Source organism: Leptolyngbya sp. FACHB-261 (assembly GCF_014696065.1).
Classification (GTDB): domain Bacteria; phylum Cyanobacteriota; class Cyanobacteriia; order FACHB-261; family FACHB-261; genus FACHB-261.
This window is the reverse complement of sequence record NZ_JACJPL010000029.1, coordinates 1-18,912: the sequence shown is the minus strand read 5'-3', so window position 1 is coordinate 18,912 and position 18,912 is coordinate 1. Positions and strand designations below refer to the sequence as shown.

Here is an 18,912-nt window from a genome sequence, read left to right as displayed (position 1 = left end):
TTCCAAGATGCTTGGGATTGGGATCAAATGAGATGTCTCCAGCACTTCTTAGAGGTCGCTTGAGAAACATTGAGAGGGCTTAAGGCAATGGATATGGTTACAGTAGCGCAGGTTCAAGAGATCAAGGCTCTCGTAGATCCTTGCTTTCATTACGAGTTTAGTCTGCTGCCGCCTTACCTTGATATTCTTCTATCTAAGCTACGCATTGCTGTTATCTACGGTGGCAACAAGAATCGAGATGGCTCGGTTATCCACAGGACTCACAACCCACGTTCTTGGAAAAGCTATGAAGTAGTTGCTAAAGATATCCAGCGAGCCCTTCAAGAAGTTGGATTTCAAAACGTCTTTTTGATGCCAGATGACATGACTCTTGCTCAGAATTTAAGAGAGCAAGAGATTCATTTAGCTTGGCTCAATACAGGTGGCGTCCAGGGTTACAATCCTCTCTGCCACACACCAGCAATGCTGGAGATGTTAGGGATACCATACATTGGCCATAACCCTCTCAACGTCTCGATTCTAGATAACAAGCATACTTTTAAGCGCGAACTCCAAGCTCTGGGCATTGAGACAGCGCCCTTTATTACTTGGCACCCCTCTCGTGGGTTGTTGAGGCCAAGTGTAGATGCCAAGTTCAAAGCTGTCTTTGGCGACTATCAGGGACCCTTCGTGGTCAAACCGGTTTCAGGCCGAGCTTCTCTCCATGTGCATTTGGTTGAGTCGATCCATGATCTACCGCGCATGGCTAGTGAGGTGCATCGGCTCACCCACAATACGGTTCTCATTGAAACCTATCTACCCGGACGCGAATACTGTGTGGCCGTTTGTGGCTACGTCACTTACGCAAATGGCAGATTGGCAAGGAACGCGAATCCGTTCGCCTTTTCCGCTCTGGAACGGGTTCTTGAGGCTGATGAACCCATCTTTACCTCAATGGATAAAAAGGCGATTACTTCCAATCGCACTCGACTGGTTGGCAACGATGAAGCTGAGCTTAAGCAGAACTTAATTAAATTGGCACAAAGGTTCTATTGGGAATTCAGTTTGAGGTCTCTAATTCGAATTGATATTAGAGCCGATGCCAATGGTGTCCTCCATGTTTTGGAGGCTAATCCTAAACCAGATTTGAAGCGGCCAACTGATGAGGTTACAAGTTTAGTGTCGATTGGGCTTGAAGAATACGGCATGAGTTACAACGACCTGATTTTGGGTCTCTTGGCCGATCGACTGGATTATTTGTTCACCTACAGCGTCGATACGATTCATCACATTGTGGAGCTGCTGGCTTGAGGCAATCATCAGCTGGCAGCGGGTTGAGAACACACCTGCTCAACATTGCGCTGGTGATGCTTTTCTTGATGCTCTCCCTGCTGCTGAGTCTGCCCTCCATGCCCTTGGAAGCTTGGTTATTTCTTTCAATTGGCGGCTTGCTGTCGGGCTTCCTTGCAGGCCTTTTAGGGATTGGCGGTGCCCTACTGTTGATCCCTATTTTGGTTGCTACAGGGGCTCAACCTGTTCAAGCAACAGCTACTAGTAGCCTAGCAATCCTCATCTCAGCTGTATCTGGAACTTGGCAGAATTGGCGGATGGGGAAGCTACAATTCCATAAGGTTTTTTACCTTAGCTTAGCCGCTGTTGTCACGGCACAAATTGGAGTCTATTTTGCCAGTAGGTTTCCATCCTATGTGTTGCTATTTTGCTTCGGGCTCCTCATGCTCTTCAACATCTACTCGATTGGCTTGAAAAGAAAGCTGGTCAAGCAGGGAGATCCAATTCCTGCCAATTCCTCAAAGTTTGGCTTGGTGTCGGCAAGATTGGCAACAGGATCTGTTGCGGGCTTACTAGCCGGTTTTCTCGGTGTAGGCGGTGGAGCTGCGTTAGTGCCGATGCAAATGTTGTTGCTTGGAGAGACGATCAAAGCTTCTATCCAAACTAGCCTTGGTGTCACGGTTCTTGCAGCTATTTCTGCCTGTATCGGGCATAGTTTGAATGGTAATCTACTCTGGATCGAGGGCATCACTCTGGGTACGGGTGGGTTGTTGGGAGCTCAGGTCGGCACCCGTTACCTTATTCAATTACCAGATTCGGCTGTCGTTTTTATCTTTCGCTCTCTGCTCTCATTTGTCGCAGTCTATATTTTCTGGCAGGCTTGGTCAGCCTACTGGCTAGGAGTCTAGAAGACCTTGTGTCAGGTCCTTCAGGTAACTTAATGCCTGCTCAACTAGAATGTTGTGTTTCCCAGCTAAGGCTTCTTCCGTTGCATAAGCAACATGCGGCGTACAGACTACATTAGGCAGCTCCAATAAAGGAGCGGGTATGGCTGGCTCTACCTCGTACACGTCCAGTCCAGCACCGCCCAAATGCCCTGAGTTCAGCGCTTCCCCTAAGGCTGTGTAGTCTAAAACTGAGCCTCTGGCTGTATTGATTAGCAACGCTCCTGGCTTCATTAGGGACAGTCGGTGTTGGTTAATGTAGCTCCTGTTGCTAGGAGTAGAAGACAGGTGGAGGGTAACAATATCCGATTGCGGTAACAGGTGCTCCAAGGGTAACCTGTTGTTTTCCTGACTGTGCTCATGACTATTCGGCTTAGTGGCAATGAGGACTTTCATGCCCAAGCAGTTGCCTAGCTTCTCGACTTGCTTGCCGATGGTTCCGTAGCCAATAATCCCCAGAGTTTTTCCACAAATTTCAAAATTTGGTCTTAGATTGGTGCGCCACTGACCAGCAACGGTTTGGGTATGAGATCTAATCAGATTCTTAGCTAGAGCAAAGATCAAGGCAAAGGTGTGCTCAGCGACAGCGATGGTTGATAGAGATGGTAAATTGCGAATGGTTATGCCCATCTCAGCTGCAATCTCAACAGGCAAATAATCTAAATTGCGTGCTCTCAGGCCGATATAACGACAGTTCTGCATCAGCCGAAGTTGCTCGGGCAGCAATTTGCTGTGGAGCAATAGGAGATGCCCCCGTTTTAGCAAAGAGTCATTTGCCGTGGAGATGTCTAAGAACTCGACCTCAGCGCAGGCCCGCAGTTGCTCTAAATGCTGATCGGATAGGCAGATATTCTTGTCAATCAAGCATAAATATGTCAATTGAACTTACCCCTATTTTCTAAAAGCTACAAAATCTTACCAAGACTTGTGTGAGTGTAAAAAATGGGCGGCATTGGTACCGTCTGGATAGCACTTGCCGTGGCTGTTAATAACGCGGCTCACACAACTGCAGGACCCACTAAGAAGCTCCGCACAGATTCTCTATTCACCGTTTCCTATTCATCTCCATAACCACTGTCCAAATTAACTGGACGAGTGCAGAAGTACCCGGTGAACCTGCAGTTCCTTGATCAGGAAAACTACAGTTCGCTACAGCGAATTCATATGATTGTCCTTATTTTGACCAACAGGTCGCGAGGGTCAGTACAGCGGGCTTTAGAAATTACTAGCTCAACGGTCTAGCAGTTCGGTATCGACTAACGCTAACCCAAACAAGGGCTATAGCTATAAGTAATTGCACTACCTAAAAGCTATAGCCCTATCAGAAGCTCCAGGCTTAATGATGATTGATTAGTAACAGGCTTACTTGACTGCTGTAGCAGTTTCTGCTGCGCGCTCTTGAAGCTGAGGCAACTTGGGTCTGAACTGAGTGCGATACAGGATGCGTCGGCTATTAGGATCAAACTGATCCCGGCGGTGAATTGTGCAGAAGTTGTCCCAGAGGAGCAGATCTCCGGGTTGCCAGTGGTGATGCCATTTCAACTGAGACTGAGTGCAGTGGTCCCAAAGGGCGTCAAGCAATTCCTCACTCTCCTGCACCGGTAAGCCGCAGATGTAGGCATTCCGTCGACGACCCAAGTAAAGCACCTGGCGACCTGTAACAGGGTGAGTACGCACGATTGGGTGAATCGCACCAGGGCAAGTCACAACATCAATGACTGGATCTGACCCCAGTCTTAGGTAACCGGCAGCATTGATGCTGCTGTCATGCTTGATGCTGAGTCCTTCAACCTTCTGCTTCAATTCGTCGGACAACGTCTCGAAAGCTTGGTACATGTTGACAAACTCGGTTTTGCCACCGTCTGGGGCTGGTACCTCAAACCCATAGAGAGTAATGCCAAGTGGGGGCACTTCTGTATACGACATGTCAGTGTGCCAGGGAATCTCCTTGGAGCCGAGGCTACCAATGGCTACTCCATTTTCAACCACGTTAGAAATTACCAAGATCTCTTCGAAGCCTTCTACAAAGCACCGACCGTTTTCATTAGGGGGAGCGATGTCAAGTTGGCCAAACCGGGAGCTAAAAGCAACCAGGTCAGCAGCTGAAAGAGACTGGTTACGAAACACCAAAGCAACGTTTTCGTACCAGGCTTTTTGAATTGCCTCGAAGGTTGAATCGTCGAGTAGCTCGGTAAGCGAAACGTTAAGAACCTCTGCGCCGAGCACTGGCGACAGCTTACGAATAGACAGATCAGCCATCAATATTTCTCCTCCCTCTCAAAATAGATTAGGTAGTGTAGGGGACAATTTTTCGATGCAGTTCAACAATTCCGGCAAACAATTGCTTGTTGGCTATTGTTGAGAAGGGAACACATGAGAACACAAGTACCAGCCGCAGCCTCACTCGAAGAGCCAACTGCTCTGTCCACAACTATCCGCAATTCAGCAAATGGTACAACCAGTCTGCTAAGACGCCAACACGAATTTTGACAGGGTTTGTTTAGATAAGTCAAGTCTGCCCTTATACTTGCGTTGCAGCTCAAAAAGTCGTAAGTCTTGGCCTAAGTCTCGGGCTAAGCGTCAGAAGAGATGGGGACTTTAACAAAGTTACAGATGTATTATCATGAAAGTCAAACATTTTATTGTAGAGAAGCGCTAAACCCTTGAAGGCACAAACCGGAGAGCACAAACCGATGGATCAACTTCCTAGTGTCTCTAGCGATAGCTAGTATCAATTAGCACATCCCCGACTGGCACTACGGGTAGAATTGGCCTGTCTGCTCTTTGTTTTCTAGGCCTACTTTTTGTAGAAATAAGTATTTGGTGATAGGTGATACATACATTTTAATTGTGGTATACCTATGATGCGACGTAGCAGATTACGCTGCGCTTGTGAGTTCTTGAAAGGTGCAGGCTTATGAGATTAAAGACTCGACCGGTGGTAAAGAGTGACCTGTTGGCCACTGCTAGAATACTTCGCTTAGACTACTGACTGGCAACGCCTCGTTAGTCAATCGCCTCAGACTCGAAGCTCACATTGAGACTTCCACAACTTATCTGTAAGTTAAGTCTACAGACAGCTATCGAAGCATAGCGGGTGGACTGTGGCTTACTCTAAAGCTGCATTTAGACCTTAGAAGTGTGCGTAACGCTTTAGTTTGCGCTTGTTAATTATATGCAGTGGTTGCTTCTACCAGTCGGTGGGGTCCTGTCAGGTGTGTTAGCTGGGCTTTTCGGTATTGGCGGGGCGATTTTGATGATCCCTCTCTTAATTACTATGGGGGCTGAGCCAGTACAGGCTACAGCGACCAGTAGTTTAGCGATTGTTATCGTCGCCCTATCTGGAACCTGGCAAAACTGGAAGATGGGGCTACTGAAATTGCGAAAAGTGCTCTACCTCGGTTCGTCGGCGCTTGTGACCGCTCAGCTTGGCGTCTATCTTGCCAACCGATTTCCGCCTCATATACTACTGATTTGCTATGGAATCCTTCTATCCAGCAGCTTCTATCTGATTGGTTTGAAAAAGCGTTTGGTCCGTCAAGGTGATCCGGTTCTTAGCAAGGACAAAAGCAATAGCGGAAGGGCCAGGGTCCTCGCTGCAATTGTTACAACAGGGGGAACCGCAGGTCTCCTAGCCGGTCTTTTGGGTGTTAGTGGGGGCGTGGTTCTGGTGCCAATGCAGATTTTGCTGCTTGGCGAGCCGATCAAAGTTGCGATTCAAACTAGCCTTGGTGTCACGGCTATTGCTGCCTCGTCTGCCTGTATTGGTCATGCCTTGGGCGGCAATGTGCTCTGGGCAGACGGCCTAATTCTGGGCGTAGGTGGAATGCTTGGTGCTCACTTTGGTATCCGTTGGCTACCCCGCTTATCGGATGCTGTGGTCACCTTTTCCTTTCGCACCCTGTTGGCCTTGATGTCGACTTACATCTTCTGGCGTGCCTGGTTAGCCTACGCAACAGCAACGGTTTGAGGTCTTTAGAAAAGCTATTTACCTCAGTTGGGCAAGCTTCTAACCAAGCCGATCTAGATTCAGGTAGAGCAGATCCGGTTGCCCTGCGAGTGCAGAAGGCAGCCGGACTAAGGCTTTGACACAATCTGAACTCAGCGATTGTCGGTAGAGATCGGGCAACGGTTGGAGAGCTGCTTCCGGAACGGCATGGATGGCAGGCATCTGCTCAACTGCAATTCCCATGAGCTGGCGGTTAGCGGTATAGCAAACAATGACATAGGGCTGGGGCGCAGCGTTGTGAGCTGAGTTCTGCGACGCTTGTAACCTCGGCTGGGCAGAGCCATGGACTAGAGCATGCAAATTGATCAGCGTAATATTTTCACCGTTGCTATCCATCAGGCTGTTGCCGGTGCTGAGCAGACCGTAGGCGCCAGAAAGGTCTGTGATTCGCTTAACTCGCTCAATCGAAACTGCGTAATGTTCGCCCTCGACTCGGAAGCAGACTAGCTTGAGACCCGCTCGTCGCCGTTGTGAGCGCAGAGTCGAGAGATCCGATTGGCTTCCGATAGGGTCTAGAGTCCGGTCAGCTGGAAGTTTGCTCATAACAAAACGAGAATTTGAAGTGAGAGGTCAAAAACTACAGCTACTGTCCTGCGGGCTAAATAGAAGGGGAGAGCCTACTCTGCTGCGTGAGCCGGGCGATTGTATCCAGTAGTTCTGACTCTTTATAAGGTTTGATGAAGTGAGCGTTGGCTCCCAGTTCCAAAGCCATCTGTCGATGCTTTTGGCCGGTGCGTGAGGTCAACATGGCAACTGGGATTGACTGGAGTTCAGAATTGGCCCTGAGTGCTTGCAATAACTGAAAGCCATTCATTCGAGGCATTTCAATATCCGCGAGGATAAAGTGGCACTTGGCTCCAGCCTGAAGCTGCTCTAAGGCGTCTTGCCCATCCTTTGCCTGCAACACCTGGTACTGCCGCCGCATCAGGCAGTTAGCAACTAGGCGACGCACGGCATAGGCATCGTCTACCACCATTACCGTCACCGCTGGCCGCTCAGGAACTGGCAAGAACTGCGTGGCTTTGGCCGCTGTAGCCTGAGAGGGGAGCGCCGGCCGAACTCGTTGTGCCTGAGCACTGTAAGGCAAAACCGGCTCGCTCAGCTGATTGAGCACAGGTGCAGCGGCTGCCAGATCGCTCACATCGACGATCAGGACAACGCTGCCATCGCCCACAATGGTGCTGCCTGCGATGCCCTTAGTTTTGGATAGGGGAGCTGGCAGGGGCTTAATCACGATTTCTTTTTGGCTCAGCAGGCGATCAACCAAAACGGCCAAGTAGCCATTGCTGATATTGACAATGAGCAACGAAAGGTGAGTTGAGTCTGCCAGTGTGTTGGGTAGTTCAGCCGTTGGCTGGCTGTAGGACAACAGATCGGACAGGCGAATGAGCCTTAGGAACTCGCCCCGCCAGCGAAACATCTGGTGTTGGCCTGCGGTGTGAATACGTTCAGGTTCGATGTGCAACATCTCTTCGATCACATCCATCGGCACCGCCAGGGTCTGTTGTCCCACCTGCACCAACAGGGCTTGCAGAATCGAAAGCACGAGCGGCAGCTTCAGGGTAAACAGGGTGCCCTGTCCTGGCGTGGAATCAATGGCAATCGAACCACGCAGACGCTGCACGGTTGTCCGAACAATGTCTAAGCCCATGCCCCGGCCAGAGAGAGCAGTGACTTGGTCAGTGGTACTGAACTCTGGGGTGAATAGCAGGCTGTAGAGATCGGCGGGGCTGAGATCCAGGGCCTTGCCCACTGACACCAATCGGCGCTCTACAGCATGGGCACGCACCTTCTCTAAATCGATGCCTCGGCCATCATCGCGCACTGAAATCAGGGTATGGCTCCCTTGACGGCGGGCGGCAATTTCAATCTCTCCAGAAACCGGTTTACCAAACTGCCGACGCTCTGAAGGGGGCTCAATCCCGTGGTCAAAAGCATTGCGCACGAGATGAATCAAGGGATCCCGCAATTCCTCCAAGATGCTTTCATCCAATTCCAGCTCCCGGCCCAGCAACAGCAGATTGACTTCTTTGCCATAGGTCCGACAGAGGGTTCGAATCGCCCGAGGCAGAGGATCTACGATGTGGCTAAAGGGCAGAACCCGTAATTGCAAAACCCGCGAGCGCAGGCGATTGGTGATTCGACGCAGCTGATCGAGTCCACGTTCAACGTCAAACACAATCTGATTGGTGCGGTCTGAGGCAAAGTCAATATCTTGAGTTGTTTCAATGACGCCCTGGGCGCGGATGTGAAACTCTCCATACTGGTCGAGTTCTAGAGGATCAAAGCCAGCGCTGAGCTTGCCATTGGAATTGGCGGCAGCTGCTTGTGAGGGACGGGATGCAGGTTGCTGCCGTTGAGGCACGGTCAGCCGGTCATAGTCTTCCCGCAGCTCTGCCCCCGCTCGTTGTAATTCAGCTGTGCCACCGCGCAACTGCTTCACCGTGGTTCGTAATTGAGCAACCTGACTTTCCAGGTTGGTACGGTTGATAACCAGTTCCCCAACCAGGTTGAGCAGTTCGGTCAGGCGACTGGCCTCAACTCGAATAAAAGAGTCAGGCGCAGGCCCAGATGGCTCTTCGCAAGCAGGTGGAGAGTCTTTGAGGCGTTCGGGTTCTAGCTCTGCAACAGTTGCCTCGCTCAGACTTGGTTCAGCGATGGTCGTCTCTGAAATCCTTTCTGAGATCGTTGTCTCTTCTCGGGTTGTTCCAGAGAGACTTGCATCTACAAGCGTCACCTCAGAAACAGGCGTCTCGACGACCTCAGTTAGAGTTGGGAAAATCAGATGCAACGGGATTTCATCTGCATCAACCCGTTTAGTTTGTCTGCCTTGCCCAAGGCTCTGAATCTCCACCTCCGTTTCACTCAGCTCACCTAGCTCACTCAGTTCGCTATCACTGGCTGCATCTAGCAGGGCAGCGAATTGGTCAGTATCTAAAGGTTCACTGTCCCAAAGCGGTTCTAGAGGCGAAACTTCGTCCAGATCAGCTAGATCAGCTTCTGTGCTGAAGCTGTCCCAATTAAATTCTGCGTTGAGGTCAGCGTTCAGAGCTTGCTGCTGAAGTTGCAGCACTGCGGTTTGGAGCTCAGGACTGGGACCTGCGGCATCAGCGCGACCGCTCAGGATCGCGTCCTGGCCGGCCTGGAGTTCCCGCAAAACTTGTGGGTAAACTGCGACGAGTAATTCTGGATCTACGACGGTCGGGCTCAGGTCGCCTAAAGTTTCCAGGAGTTGGGCAATCTTCTGGAAGCCAGGCATTTGCAACATGCCTGCTAGACCCGTAAGCTTGCGTGCTTCTGAGATTAGTCCCTCGTAGCTGCCCTGCTTGACTCCCCGCTGGATCTGCGTGCCCAGCTGTTGCAAGATCTCTGACACCTCATTGGCGAATACAGCCTGGATGGCAGCGGAGGCAGTGGTTTCTTTAGGCAAGACTAGAGGCAATTGATTAGACGGCTGATCGAGAGCCTGCGTGGGAACCTGCGCCCTAAACTCGGCTTCTAACTCAACGAGGATTTTGGCCAGCGTGCCCACTCGGGTTGGATCTTGGGTGTTGCCACGACGGGCAAAGCTCACTGCTGCCTGAAGCTGATCCAAGCCGCTCAAGAGCAGATTGATCACTATGTCTGGGACCGGCTGTGTGAGATCGGCTTGGTCGCGCAACACCGCAAAGCAGTCCTCTAGGCTGTGGGCACAGCGAGAGAGGTCTTCAAACCCGAACATCAAGGCCGAGCCTTTGATTGAATGAGCTGCTCGAAATAAGTTCTCGATCGTCTTAGAACGCGCCGCTGAATCGGTGGCCTTCTCCAAGTTCAGCAGGTTGCGCTCAAGGCTCTGCAAGAACTCTTGAGTTTCGCTCATGAAGGCACCGATAAGCTGGCGGTAGTCTTCCTGGTTCACAGTAGTCGGTTCTCGCCGGAGACGGTTGCAAAGTTTAAGGTCGGGGTAGAGCCTCAAGTGGTACGGAAGTTCTGCACAGAGTTCTGCAACTGGTCGACAACCTCATTCAAGGAACCGAGGGTGTCAGTCACAGACTCAGCACTCTTGGAGGTCTCACCTGCCGCTTGGCTCATCTGCTGCACCGTTCCAGCAATGACGTCAGCAACTGAGGCTTGCTGCTGAGCCGCTTGAGAGATGTTGACCACCAGATGGTTGATTTCGCGGCTGACTTCGATGATGCTGACCAAGCGCTCTTTGGCTTGAGCCGCTAGCTGGGTGCCCTGGACGACCTCCTGCGTGCCTTCTTCCATGGCAATGACGACCTGGGCGGTTCCCTCTTGAATCAAACGCACAATCGCATCGATTTCTTCGGTCGCTTCGGCTGAGCGTTCGGCCAGCTTGCGGACTTCTTCAGCAACCACTGCAAACCCTTCACCCTGCTCCCCGGCTCGGGCTGCCTCGATTGTGGCGTTGAGTGCCAGCAAGTTAGTTTGAGAAGCGATTTTGGAAATTACACTGACGATGCTCTCGATTTTTTGGGAGTCTTCGCCTAAGCGTTTGATCATCTTTGTGGTTTGAGCGATGGTGTCGCGCAGCTCATTGACCCCCTCGACTGTCTTGTCTACGGCCTGACCGCCGTCCTCTGCGGTCAGCGCTGCTTTTTGAGCTACCTGTTCAGCCATGCGGGCGGCCTCTGCCACATCCCGGATGGAATGAATCATCTGCTCCAACTGGCTGAGCGTGCCCTGAATCTGAACCGCCTGGGTCTGAGCTTGGGTCGCGAGTTCTTGAGTCGCAGAAATAGAATCACCCGTGGTACTAGTGACCTGCGTGGCTACTTCCTGAATGCCGTTAACCACGCGGCGGAGGGAACTGACCAGGAAGTTGAAGGAGTCAGCCACACTACCCATTGCGCCTTCGGTTACCTCAGCCCGAACGGTCAGGTCGCCTCGAGCTGCGCCCTTGATTTCACCCAACAGTTTGAGTACCTGCTCGGTCAAGGCATCGGCTTCTGCTTTCCGCTGGGCTGCCAGCTCAATCTGCCCATCAACCAGTTCTTGGAGCTGAGCGGTCATGCCGTTAATTTGGTCGGCTAGCTCTTTGACCACTCCTTCCCCAGTCAACGCCGGGATGCGGGTGTCGAGCTTACCTTGAGCGATGCTATTTACTGCAAGCGCGATGGCGTCCACCTGACGTTGCAGTTTTTCCCGCTCTGCTTTCTGCATTCTGGCTTGTTGCTGAGTTTGGCTCAGCAACGATTGAAGCTGCACCGCCATGCGGTTGATGTTGGAGCCCAAAACGGCTAGCTCATCCTCGCCGCTTACCCCAATGCGGGTATCAAGTTTGCCTTGCCCCAACTTCTCGACCGCTCCTGCTGCCGCCACAATCGGTTGCGTAGCTCGGTTGGCTAAGTAAGCTGCAATCACCCCGACTAGCAGAGATGCAACTCCTATACCAATCGCAAAGGTGAACAGAAGTCCTTGGCGAGCCGCAAACAACTCAGCCGTAGGCTGTGCGACCAGTGCCCCCCAGTTCAGCTCAGGTAAGCCATCACCACCCGGTAGAGGAATGTAAGACACTACGTATTCTTGTTTATCCAGCCGGTTGGTATCTTGGACACTGCCAACTTTGTTGACCGTTTTTAATTGAACTGCGGCGCGAGCAAAAACCTCTTGAACCGTCTTGTCGTAGTAATTCTTTTCTGGGGCGATAAAAACGTTGCCCAAATCATTGATAGCTAGATATTTTTGGGAGCCGAAGTCTTTTACGTTGTCAGAGATTGCTTTTGCTTCCTTGGCAAAAACCTCGTTGAAATAGGAGGCAGGCGTCCGCGTATAAGCGACCCCGATCATTTTGCCCGTGGTTCCATCTACAACAGGAGCACCGACAAACATTGAATACTCACCGGTCACAGATGATTTTCGAGGAGGAATAATGACCGGGCGTTGAGTGCTGCTCACTGCCTTAAACCAGTCACGCTCTGACACATCATCTAAACCATCGCCTGCTTTGATCAGCACTCTGCCATTGAGATCGGCAAAACCAGCAAGGTCGTAACCCTTTTCTAGGTATTGCTTGAACGAAGTTACCTTGACCTGGTCAGAAGTTGCGGCTCGTCCATTGGGGTCGGTGAGAAAAGTCCGCGTAGAAAGACCGATCGTGTCTTGATAGCGCTCTTGAGTAAGACGGCTGAGGGTACTAGATATGGAGGTTGCACGAACCTGCTGCTGGCTGATTAGGTTGTTGGTGATTCTTTGACTGGTGAAGTAGTAGGCAGTTGCCCCTACCCCTAAGACTGGAACTGTTCCCAAGGCGACTGCTAAAACAGTTGCCTTAGTTCTCAGACTTAATTTGTCCCAGGGGCGAACAGTGGTCTTTTTATCCTTGGCGTTTGACTCCGATTGGCTCTTGTTCAGGTTTTTGCCAGAACGCTCGTAGCTTTGCTGGTCGTCAACATTTGTAGTGGTGGAGACGTCAACAAAACTGTCTTCCGCTTCTGACCTGTAAGCCTCTGCCCTGCGTACTAACTTGCCATTCTGCCCGTTGCGCTCTGGCCAATCCTGAGCTGTTAAATACTCTTGGTCAAGTTCAACCGCTGTGTCTAGATCTCGCTGCCCTTGCTGATGCGCTTTAGATAACCAGTAGCGCAGATCAAGATTAGATGGATCGTCTTTAAGCCCTTCTTCTAATAGCTGGATTGCCTCTTCATAGCGCCCAGCTCGGAGGGCCCGAACACCATCTTCCAGCCGTTGTGAAGTATACATATCAGAGCGCTCCTCCAAGCATGTCGAGAGTGTAGATAAGGTAGATAAACACCCCAATTAGCAGCCAATTAGGCAGTTGATTAGGCAGCGGGCCTACCAGCGAGAGTCATTGGCAAAGGTTGCCACAGAAAGCACCATCAGCAATTGCCCATTCAAGTCATACAATCCCCGTAAATAGGGAATTAACTCCGGGCTGGCATTGCTCGAAGGCTCAATTTTCCCAGCCTGAAATTGCACCACGCCTTGAACTCGCTCGACCGCTACGCCAAATCGAATGGTATTTTGCCGAGCTGTGGTTTGGCTGGAACTGGTCTGAGTATTTTCTAAAATCAGAATCCGGCTTTCTAGAGAATTGAGACGTACAATCTCTAGACCAACAAACTGGCCGAAATCTACGACTGGCACAATTTCTCCCCGCAGATTAGTTAATCCCAACAACATGGGGGCGGTGTTGGGTACCGGGGTGATTGGCTGCTCAATGGTGGTTAAAACTTCTTGCACCAAGCGCAGTTCGATCGCGAAAGAACTGGTTTGGTGCTGAAATACCAGGAACTGCGTAGGAAATGCAGCTTTACTAAGGGGGGTAATAGCGGAGGATGTCATGAAGATCTAGGATTATCTCCCAACAGAATTTGGGCTTAAAGCAAACGTCGGACTGTGTTGAGCAGCTGCGTTTCGTCAAATGGCTTGGTGATGTAAGCATCTGCTCCCATATCCATGCCCCAAGACTTGTCATAGTCCGTTCCTTTGGTTGTGCAAAGCACAACTGGCAATCGCTTCGTTGCTGCGTCGGCTCGGAGCTCTCGCAGAACTTCATAGCCGTTCATTCGCGGCATGACAATATCAAGAATCAACAAGTCCGGCTTTTCTTTACGAATGCGATTAAGCCCTTCTTCGCCACTGCTGGCTCGGATAACGCTGATGCCGCCTTCTTGGAGCATCCGGCAAATTAAATCCTGCTGCGAGGGCACATCGTCAATCACTAATACTCTCGACATGACATCCCCTTCGATATCGCTTGATTTAATGGCTAACTGGACAATCCAACACCGGGCAAACCACCCTATGATTTTGGCTACGTTCGGGTTGAGCCTAAACGATAGGCCGAAGATAGAACGAGTTACATCCTTAATCCTGTTTATCCAGTTTTGGAGACAGAATCCTGATGATTAACCATTTTTCGTTGAAGATATTTGTCTACAACCTCGCATAATTTTTCTCCTTCGAATGGTTTGGTCAGATATTCGGTTGTGCCAGCCATTCGCCCCCGCATCTTGTCTAGAAAACCATCTCTGGCAGTCAACATGAGCACAGGGATATGCTTGCAAGAATCAACGCTTCGGATCGTACTGCACAGGTTAAAGCCATCTAGTTCTGGCATTGAGACATCTAACACGACCAAGTCTGGCTTTTCATGAAAGATCAAAGCTAGCCCCTCAGTTGCCCTCTGTGCGGTCAGTACCCGGTACTGCTTCAGCGAGCGTTTGACCAGTTCCAGCATGACTGCACTATCGTCAATGGCAACAATGGTGGGTGCGTAAGCCGCACTAGTCGTCTGAACCATGCGCAGCCAACCCGCCTTACTCCAGACGGAACAGGCGTGAGCTAGCTTGAGGGTGTCTTGGCTTTGAAGTTCGGCCAGGTCAAGAATGGAGCGATCACCGTCGATCCAGGGGATGAATTTTTGAAAGCTTTTGTACTGAGCCGAGTTGAGAATATCAGCCGACTCAGGGCAGGGTAGCGAATTAAGAACTGGTCTGTCATTCAGCGATGTGAGCTGGGGAGCAAGAGTAGACAATTGCCGCTGGCGAGTGGTCACCTTGTGGAGCAGCTCTGAAACATGAAAGCCAATGGCGATAGTATCGAGCGGCTCAGCGGTCAAGCTAAAAGTGCCTAAGTTAGGCAGCAGACGCTCCAGCACAAGCAACACATGAGGCTCCAGAATCGATAAGACCTGCTCCCAAGTCAAGATCCCTTTGTAGACCAGCCAACCCAAGAAAGAGTAGCTGTTATTAATCGATGGAACTTTGATGTTGCCCAGCTTTCTCAAGCCAGCTTCGGCACTGATACGCTCCCAAGTTTTTTTGAGATGAGGGCTGAGGATACGAATGTAAAGCTCGATGGTAGGCGCGCCTATACCGGCATAAATGATCCAGCCATTTTTGAAGAAAATTACTCGCTCAATCAGTTGGCTCGATGTCTCTTGCTCGCTGAGAACCTGTAATTTGCCAGTAAACCGTCTCTGATGCAAGGTGTTGAGCAAAGCTCCGAACTCACCCTTCTTGAAGCGTCCCTTGGCCATGTCACTTTCAGCTCTGAATCCTTACACACAGTTACAAGAAGGAAGCTTGGTAGCGGCAGACCCTGACCTTTGAACAACAGAAGCTAACGATGAAGCCTTGACTTGTTATGCTCCAACAACACCTTCCCCCACAGCCCTCAGGTTTAAAATGGCTGGTTAAGATGATCGAGAGCGCTTGGAATATATTTTCTTCCTCAAGTCGACAGCTCAACAGGTCCTTATCTCAAGCTTGTACCAGAGCTTTTGGATACTGGGACCTATGCAAACATAGCATTTTTTGTTTAGAAGACAAGTAGAAATCAGTGAGTTTTACAAACTTCGTATTGCCTTTAGGGGAAGTTAATAATCGCGTTTCCACAGAGCCTAAAGGACAGGTAATTCAACCCTAAGCTGTCACTTTTCAGCCTCTCAACTGCGGTGAGATCGATTGATCTAGCCAATAAAAGTTGTAAGCTAGCCTATAAAAACAACCGTATGAGAAGTCTGAAATCAATACGCAAAATACTTGAATATAGAGTATAAAACAAGGCTTTGGCGTATCTGGTACTTGTAAGCAGCGTACCAGATACGCAGAGAATTCTGCTGACCAATTTTGCTGGGACATGCCAAGGCTTCAGGCATTTTTATATTCTTTGCAATAAAAATCTCATTTAATCCTGAGAGGCGTGGATGGCCCTGTATATAGGTAAAGGTATATAAGCGAGCCCTGCAATGTAGAAGGATTACTCTGTTTCTAATTTTAGTAACTGATTCTACGGAGTTACCCACTAGCAACGACCTTTGTAGTTGAAAAAGCTGTTGCTAGTGGGGCATTGGAATTTTAAACTGCATGACTGCTGGTACCATTGCTTCACCTGGCTGATTTCTTGCTATTGGCTGTCACGAAGGTTTTGGGCCAGTTTCTTAAGCTCAGGCTGAGATCTGCTGTGAGTTAGGGATATTGAAAACCTGATATTGAAAAGTAATGCTCCTGTGGCCACTGGAGTTACTGACTGACAGGAGACATTGTTATAAAAGGCATGAGCTAGGCTTGTGGCCATAGAGCTTTGATTAATCAGCTTGTTTAGAAAGATTGGGCTCCGTAACTTGCGGCCAACTTGCGAAGTTGCGTTTTACCCAATCCATGCCAACTTCGTTGTTGAGTTTGATCTTTTGAGGTGTGTTCGGGTAGATTTTGTGCAGAATATCAGCATCCTGCTCGACAACGACTTTGGCGAAATTCAGAAACTTTTTCCCTAGAAGTCTAAACACAGGGTTTTTAGGTAGCCCATACATCAACACGTAAGTTCTGGTTCGAGTTTCGGACTCCGGCACAAACAGGTGAATTTGCTTGGCTTTACCAAGATCGTTTTCTACATGAAATATTATCAGAAAGGGAAAATAATTCTCCAAATGAGCCTCAATGACTTTGGGGAGCAGCAACGAATCTAGGTTGGTCAGTTTTTCAACTAAGTTAGTAGACGCTGTTGGCATGCTATAAAACGCGTGGGAGTGGTGCCCCTGATCGCTAAAACTCTTAAATAGAACTTCCTCAATTCTAAATAAAGGTCGGTGAGTGCCATTCTGATGGTTATAGTCGTGCATATTCAATAGCATCGTCAGCAAATCAGTCTCTACGCTGGTATCAGCGGTATGACCGATCAACTCATATTCAGAGGCGATTTCATTCAGGATGTTAGGAATTGGTATTTGAGGTTCATGCCCACCGTAGGACCAGATAAAGTCATTTTGAATAATCAGCTCCAGTGGAGCTAACTGGGGCAAAGTTTTCTTCTGGGAGCCTGGCAAAATCGTGCAGCCTTCGCCATCAAACTCCAGTGCATGAAAAGGGCAAACCACCACACTCGTCTGGTCTTTCCCTTCGTGACACCAGCCCTCTGACAACATGGCTCCCATGTGTGGGCAGGCATTGGGCAAAGCGTTCACCTTGCCTGTTTTATCTTGCCAAAGTACATAATCAATGCCGTAAAGAGATAATTTTTGGGGTTTATTGATCCCTAACATAGATCTGTGCGCCAATAGCCAAGGGGCACCAGCAAGTATCGACATGGGTGTTTTACTCCTGATTAAATTGCCCGAATCAGCTGAGCGATAGCTCGGCCAAATTCAGGGATGATAGCCTAACAAATTGCGACGAATTACTCGTGTCTAACTGAAAAATATGACCAATCACTCGTGTTTGTCAAGTACACTCAAGCGATGAATGCTTCAACCAGGAGAAGGGGAGTCATGCGTCGCCTGCCCAAGCAGAAGCGCAGTCAACAACGAGTCGAGCGCATCTTAGAAGCCGCAGCAGAGGTGTTCGCTGAGGTCGGTTACGAGGCGGCGACGACCCATCTCATTGCCGCTCGGGCTCAGACGGCAATCGGTTCGCTTTATCAATTTTTTCCAGACAAGCTAGCGATCTTCCATGCTCTAGAAGAACGGCACATGGAGCAGGTGCTGTCTATTCACAATCGGTTGCTATCCCAAATCGCTCGACTGCCGCTTGAGCCAATGGTTCATCTGATTGTAGAAAGCTTTGCTGCCTACTTTGAGCATCCAGGGCCTCGCGTTGTTTACATCCAGTATTTTGTGGCTCCAGAGATGTTCTCTCGATTTGATGAGAGCTTTACCCAAGGCTTGATTCGAAGTTTTGCCGGCCTACTTCGGGTTCGCAATCCCGGTTTAAGTATTCAGAAAACTGAACTGGTTGCTGAGGTTTGTATCCAAAGCTATAACGCCTTGCTTCTGGTGGCATTACGTAGTGGGCAGACGCACCGAAAGCAACTCTACGAGGAGATTCGGGTGCTATTGATGAACTATCTGCGGCCCTATATAGGCGAGGACCCCTTGCCTGAGCAGGAGCCGAATTTGGCCCAGCCGCTCAGCCGTTGCCACCTACTGGCGCAGCAATATCAACTCTCCAACCGTCAGTGTCTGGCTCTAGCTTTCGCTCTCGAACATGGAGGGCTAACGATTCAAAACTTTGAGGAGATTTGCCCAGAACCATCACGACGAACGCTACAGCGTGAACTGCGAACCATTGTGGATCGAGGTCTGCTTTTACCCGAAGGCGAGACAAACCAGCTCTACTACCGCCTTAATCCTGCGCTACTACAAACTTGCGACAACTTGTGACAATGTGCTGGTTCCGTTGTTTCTAGCAAGGATGGACTTTAGAGAGGGCGCTGTTTGGCAAGGCTTTCCTAGAACTGGCTGGACAGACCCAATGTAGAGACTAGTGCCAATGATTCCACTTCACAAGCCGCTAATTACACTGTTATGAACCTTCGGCTTCTTTAGGCTCTGTTGGCGCTTCTATTGCCATTATTGATAGCCCCGACTGCTGCGCTAGAGTGATACTCTGTCGAAACTCAGCAACTTCTGAACAGAACATCTTGACTTCTGCTTGAAGTTTAGGCACCGCAGCAAGCTTAGCCCTTAGATCATTGATCTTAGATCGTAGGGGTGGCACCTTAGCCAGTTCAGCTCTTAGGTTATCGATCTCGTTCTGGAGGCCGTGCAAGTCCATCTCTTGATACAAATGGGTGCTGCAACATCCCTCTCCTTGAGACTAGCAAAACAGTCTAGTATAGCTCTACGCGCATACGTTAGGACATTGCTTGAACGCAGCATCCACACAATCTCGAAAGTTCTCAAACTCATCCAATCGCTGTCGCATCCAATTCTTCAGCACAAACCAC

At 49.9% G+C, this 18,912-nt stretch carries 13 protein-coding genes and 1 pseudogene; 4 read left to right on the top strand and 10 right to left on the bottom strand.

Going from position 1 to position 18,912, the window contains the following annotated elements; all coding sequences use genetic code 11:
- Positions 1–87: 87 nt before the first annotated feature.
- On the top strand, positions 88–1,290 hold the full coding sequence (locus H6F94_RS24685) for a D-alanine--D-alanine ligase family protein (RefSeq protein WP_242041410.1): 1,203 nt from the start codon (positions 88–90) through the stop codon (positions 1,288–1,290).
- On the top strand, positions 1,287–2,177 hold the full coding sequence (locus H6F94_RS24680) for a sulfite exporter TauE/SafE family protein (RefSeq protein WP_242041409.1): 891 nt from the start codon (positions 1,287–1,289) through the stop codon (positions 2,175–2,177). The genes H6F94_RS24685 and H6F94_RS24680 overlap by 4 nt, the downstream gene beginning before the upstream one ends.
- Here H6F94_RS24680 and H6F94_RS24675 read toward each other — a convergent pair.
- Positions 2,166–3,077 carry a 2-hydroxyacid dehydrogenase gene (locus H6F94_RS24675; protein ID WP_190804941.1) on the bottom strand — a complete coding sequence of 304 codons (912 nt, stop codon included), beginning with the start codon at positions 3,075–3,077 and terminating at the stop codon, positions 2,166–2,168. The genes H6F94_RS24680 and H6F94_RS24675 overlap by 12 nt on opposite strands.
- A 498-nt stretch (positions 3,078–3,575) precedes the next feature.
- Complete coding sequence (locus H6F94_RS24670) at positions 3,576–4,472, bottom strand: TauD/TfdA dioxygenase family protein (RefSeq protein ID WP_190804940.1); 897 nt, start codon at positions 4,470–4,472, stop codon at positions 3,576–3,578.
- A 916-nt stretch (positions 4,473–5,388) separates the two neighbouring features.
- On the opposite strand from H6F94_RS24670, the gene H6F94_RS24665 reads away from it, so the two are divergent.
- Positions 5,389–6,183 (top strand): sulfite exporter TauE/SafE family protein, encoded by a 795-nt coding sequence (locus tag H6F94_RS24665; RefSeq protein WP_190804939.1) that lies wholly within the window; start codon positions 5,389–5,391, stop codon positions 6,181–6,183.
- A 39-nt stretch (positions 6,184–6,222) separates the two neighbouring features.
- Here H6F94_RS24665 and H6F94_RS24660 read toward each other — a convergent pair whose 3' ends face one another.
- From H6F94_RS24660 to H6F94_RS24630, 7 genes are all read right to left on the bottom strand, one after another.
- Complete coding sequence (locus H6F94_RS24660) at positions 6,223–6,765, bottom strand: chemotaxis protein CheW (RefSeq protein WP_190804938.1); 543 nt, start codon at positions 6,763–6,765, stop codon at positions 6,223–6,225.
- A gap of 55 nt (positions 6,766–6,820) precedes the next feature.
- Entirely contained in the window at positions 6,821–10,120 is a 3,300-nt protein-coding gene (locus tag H6F94_RS24655) for a hybrid sensor histidine kinase/response regulator (RefSeq protein ID WP_190804937.1), read from the bottom strand.
- A 53-nt stretch (positions 10,121–10,173) separates the two neighbouring features.
- Positions 10,174–12,924 carry a methyl-accepting chemotaxis protein gene (locus tag H6F94_RS24650; protein WP_190804936.1) on the bottom strand — a complete coding sequence of 917 codons (2,751 nt, stop codon included), beginning with the start codon at positions 12,922–12,924 and terminating at the stop codon, positions 10,174–10,176.
- A 93-nt stretch (positions 12,925–13,017) separates the two neighbouring features.
- On the bottom strand, positions 13,018–13,527 hold the full coding sequence (locus tag H6F94_RS24645) for a chemotaxis protein CheW (RefSeq protein WP_190804935.1): 510 nt from the start codon (positions 13,525–13,527) through the stop codon (positions 13,018–13,020).
- A gap of 35 nt (positions 13,528–13,562) precedes the next feature.
- The gene (locus H6F94_RS24640) at positions 13,563–13,922 is read right to left on the bottom strand and encodes a response regulator (protein WP_190804934.1); all 360 of its coding nucleotides are present in this window, start codon (positions 13,920–13,922) and stop codon (positions 13,563–13,565) included.
- Positions 13,923–14,062: 140 nt separating this feature from the next.
- Entirely contained in the window at positions 14,063–15,226 is a 1,164-nt protein-coding gene (locus H6F94_RS24635) for a response regulator (RefSeq protein ID WP_190804933.1), read from the bottom strand.
- 1,050 nt (positions 15,227–16,276) lie between these two features.
- Positions 16,277–17,275, bottom strand: a complete 999-nt coding sequence (locus H6F94_RS24630; protein ID WP_190804932.1) for a Rieske 2Fe-2S domain-containing protein — start codon at positions 17,273–17,275, stop codon at positions 16,277–16,279.
- A 180-nt stretch (positions 17,276–17,455) separates the two neighbouring features.
- On the opposite strand from H6F94_RS24630, the gene H6F94_RS24625 reads away from it, so the two are divergent.
- On the top strand, positions 17,456–18,346 hold the full coding sequence (locus H6F94_RS24625; protein ID WP_242041408.1) for a TetR/AcrR family transcriptional regulator: 891 nt from the start codon (positions 17,456–17,458) through the stop codon (positions 18,344–18,346).
- Positions 18,347–18,806: 460 nt separating this feature from the next.
- Here the strand turns inward: H6F94_RS24625 and H6F94_RS24620 are convergent.
- A pseudogene (locus H6F94_RS24620) lies at positions 18,807–18,912 on the bottom strand (IS630 family transposase); the annotation flags it as partial.

Excerpts from the sequence above, each read along its gene's own strand:
- H6F94_RS24685 (WP_242041410.1), top strand. The coding sequence starts at position 88 with ATGGATATGGTTACAGTAGCGCAGGTTCAAGAGATCAAGGCTCTCGTA.
- H6F94_RS24670 (WP_190804940.1), bottom strand. The coding sequence starts at position 4,472 with ATGGCTGATCTGTCTATTCGTAAGCTGTCGCCAGTGCTCGGCGCAGAG.
- H6F94_RS24665 (WP_190804939.1), top strand. The coding sequence starts at position 5,389 with ATGCAGTGGTTGCTTCTACCAGTCGGTGGGGTCCTGTCAGGTGTGTTA.
- H6F94_RS24660 (WP_190804938.1), bottom strand. The coding sequence starts at position 6,765 with ATGAGCAAACTTCCAGCTGACCGGACTCTAGACCCTATCGGAAGCCAA.
- H6F94_RS24650 (WP_190804936.1), bottom strand. The coding sequence starts at position 12,924 with ATGTATACTTCACAACGGCTGGAAGATGGTGTTCGGGCCCTCCGAGCT.
- H6F94_RS24645 (WP_190804935.1), bottom strand. The coding sequence starts at position 13,527 with ATGACATCCTCCGCTATTACCCCCCTTAGTAAAGCTGCATTTCCTACG.
- H6F94_RS24640 (WP_190804934.1), bottom strand. The coding sequence starts at position 13,922 with ATGTCGAGAGTATTAGTGATTGACGATGTGCCCTCGCAGCAGGATTTA.
- H6F94_RS24635 (WP_190804933.1), bottom strand. The coding sequence starts at position 15,226 with ATGGCCAAGGGACGCTTCAAGAAGGGTGAGTTCGGAGCTTTGCTCAAC.
- H6F94_RS24630 (WP_190804932.1), bottom strand. The coding sequence starts at position 17,275 with ATGTCGATACTTGCTGGTGCCCCTTGGCTATTGGCGCACAGATCTATG.
- H6F94_RS24625 (WP_242041408.1), top strand. The coding sequence starts at position 17,456 with ATGCGTCGCCTGCCCAAGCAGAAGCGCAGTCAACAACGAGTCGAGCGC.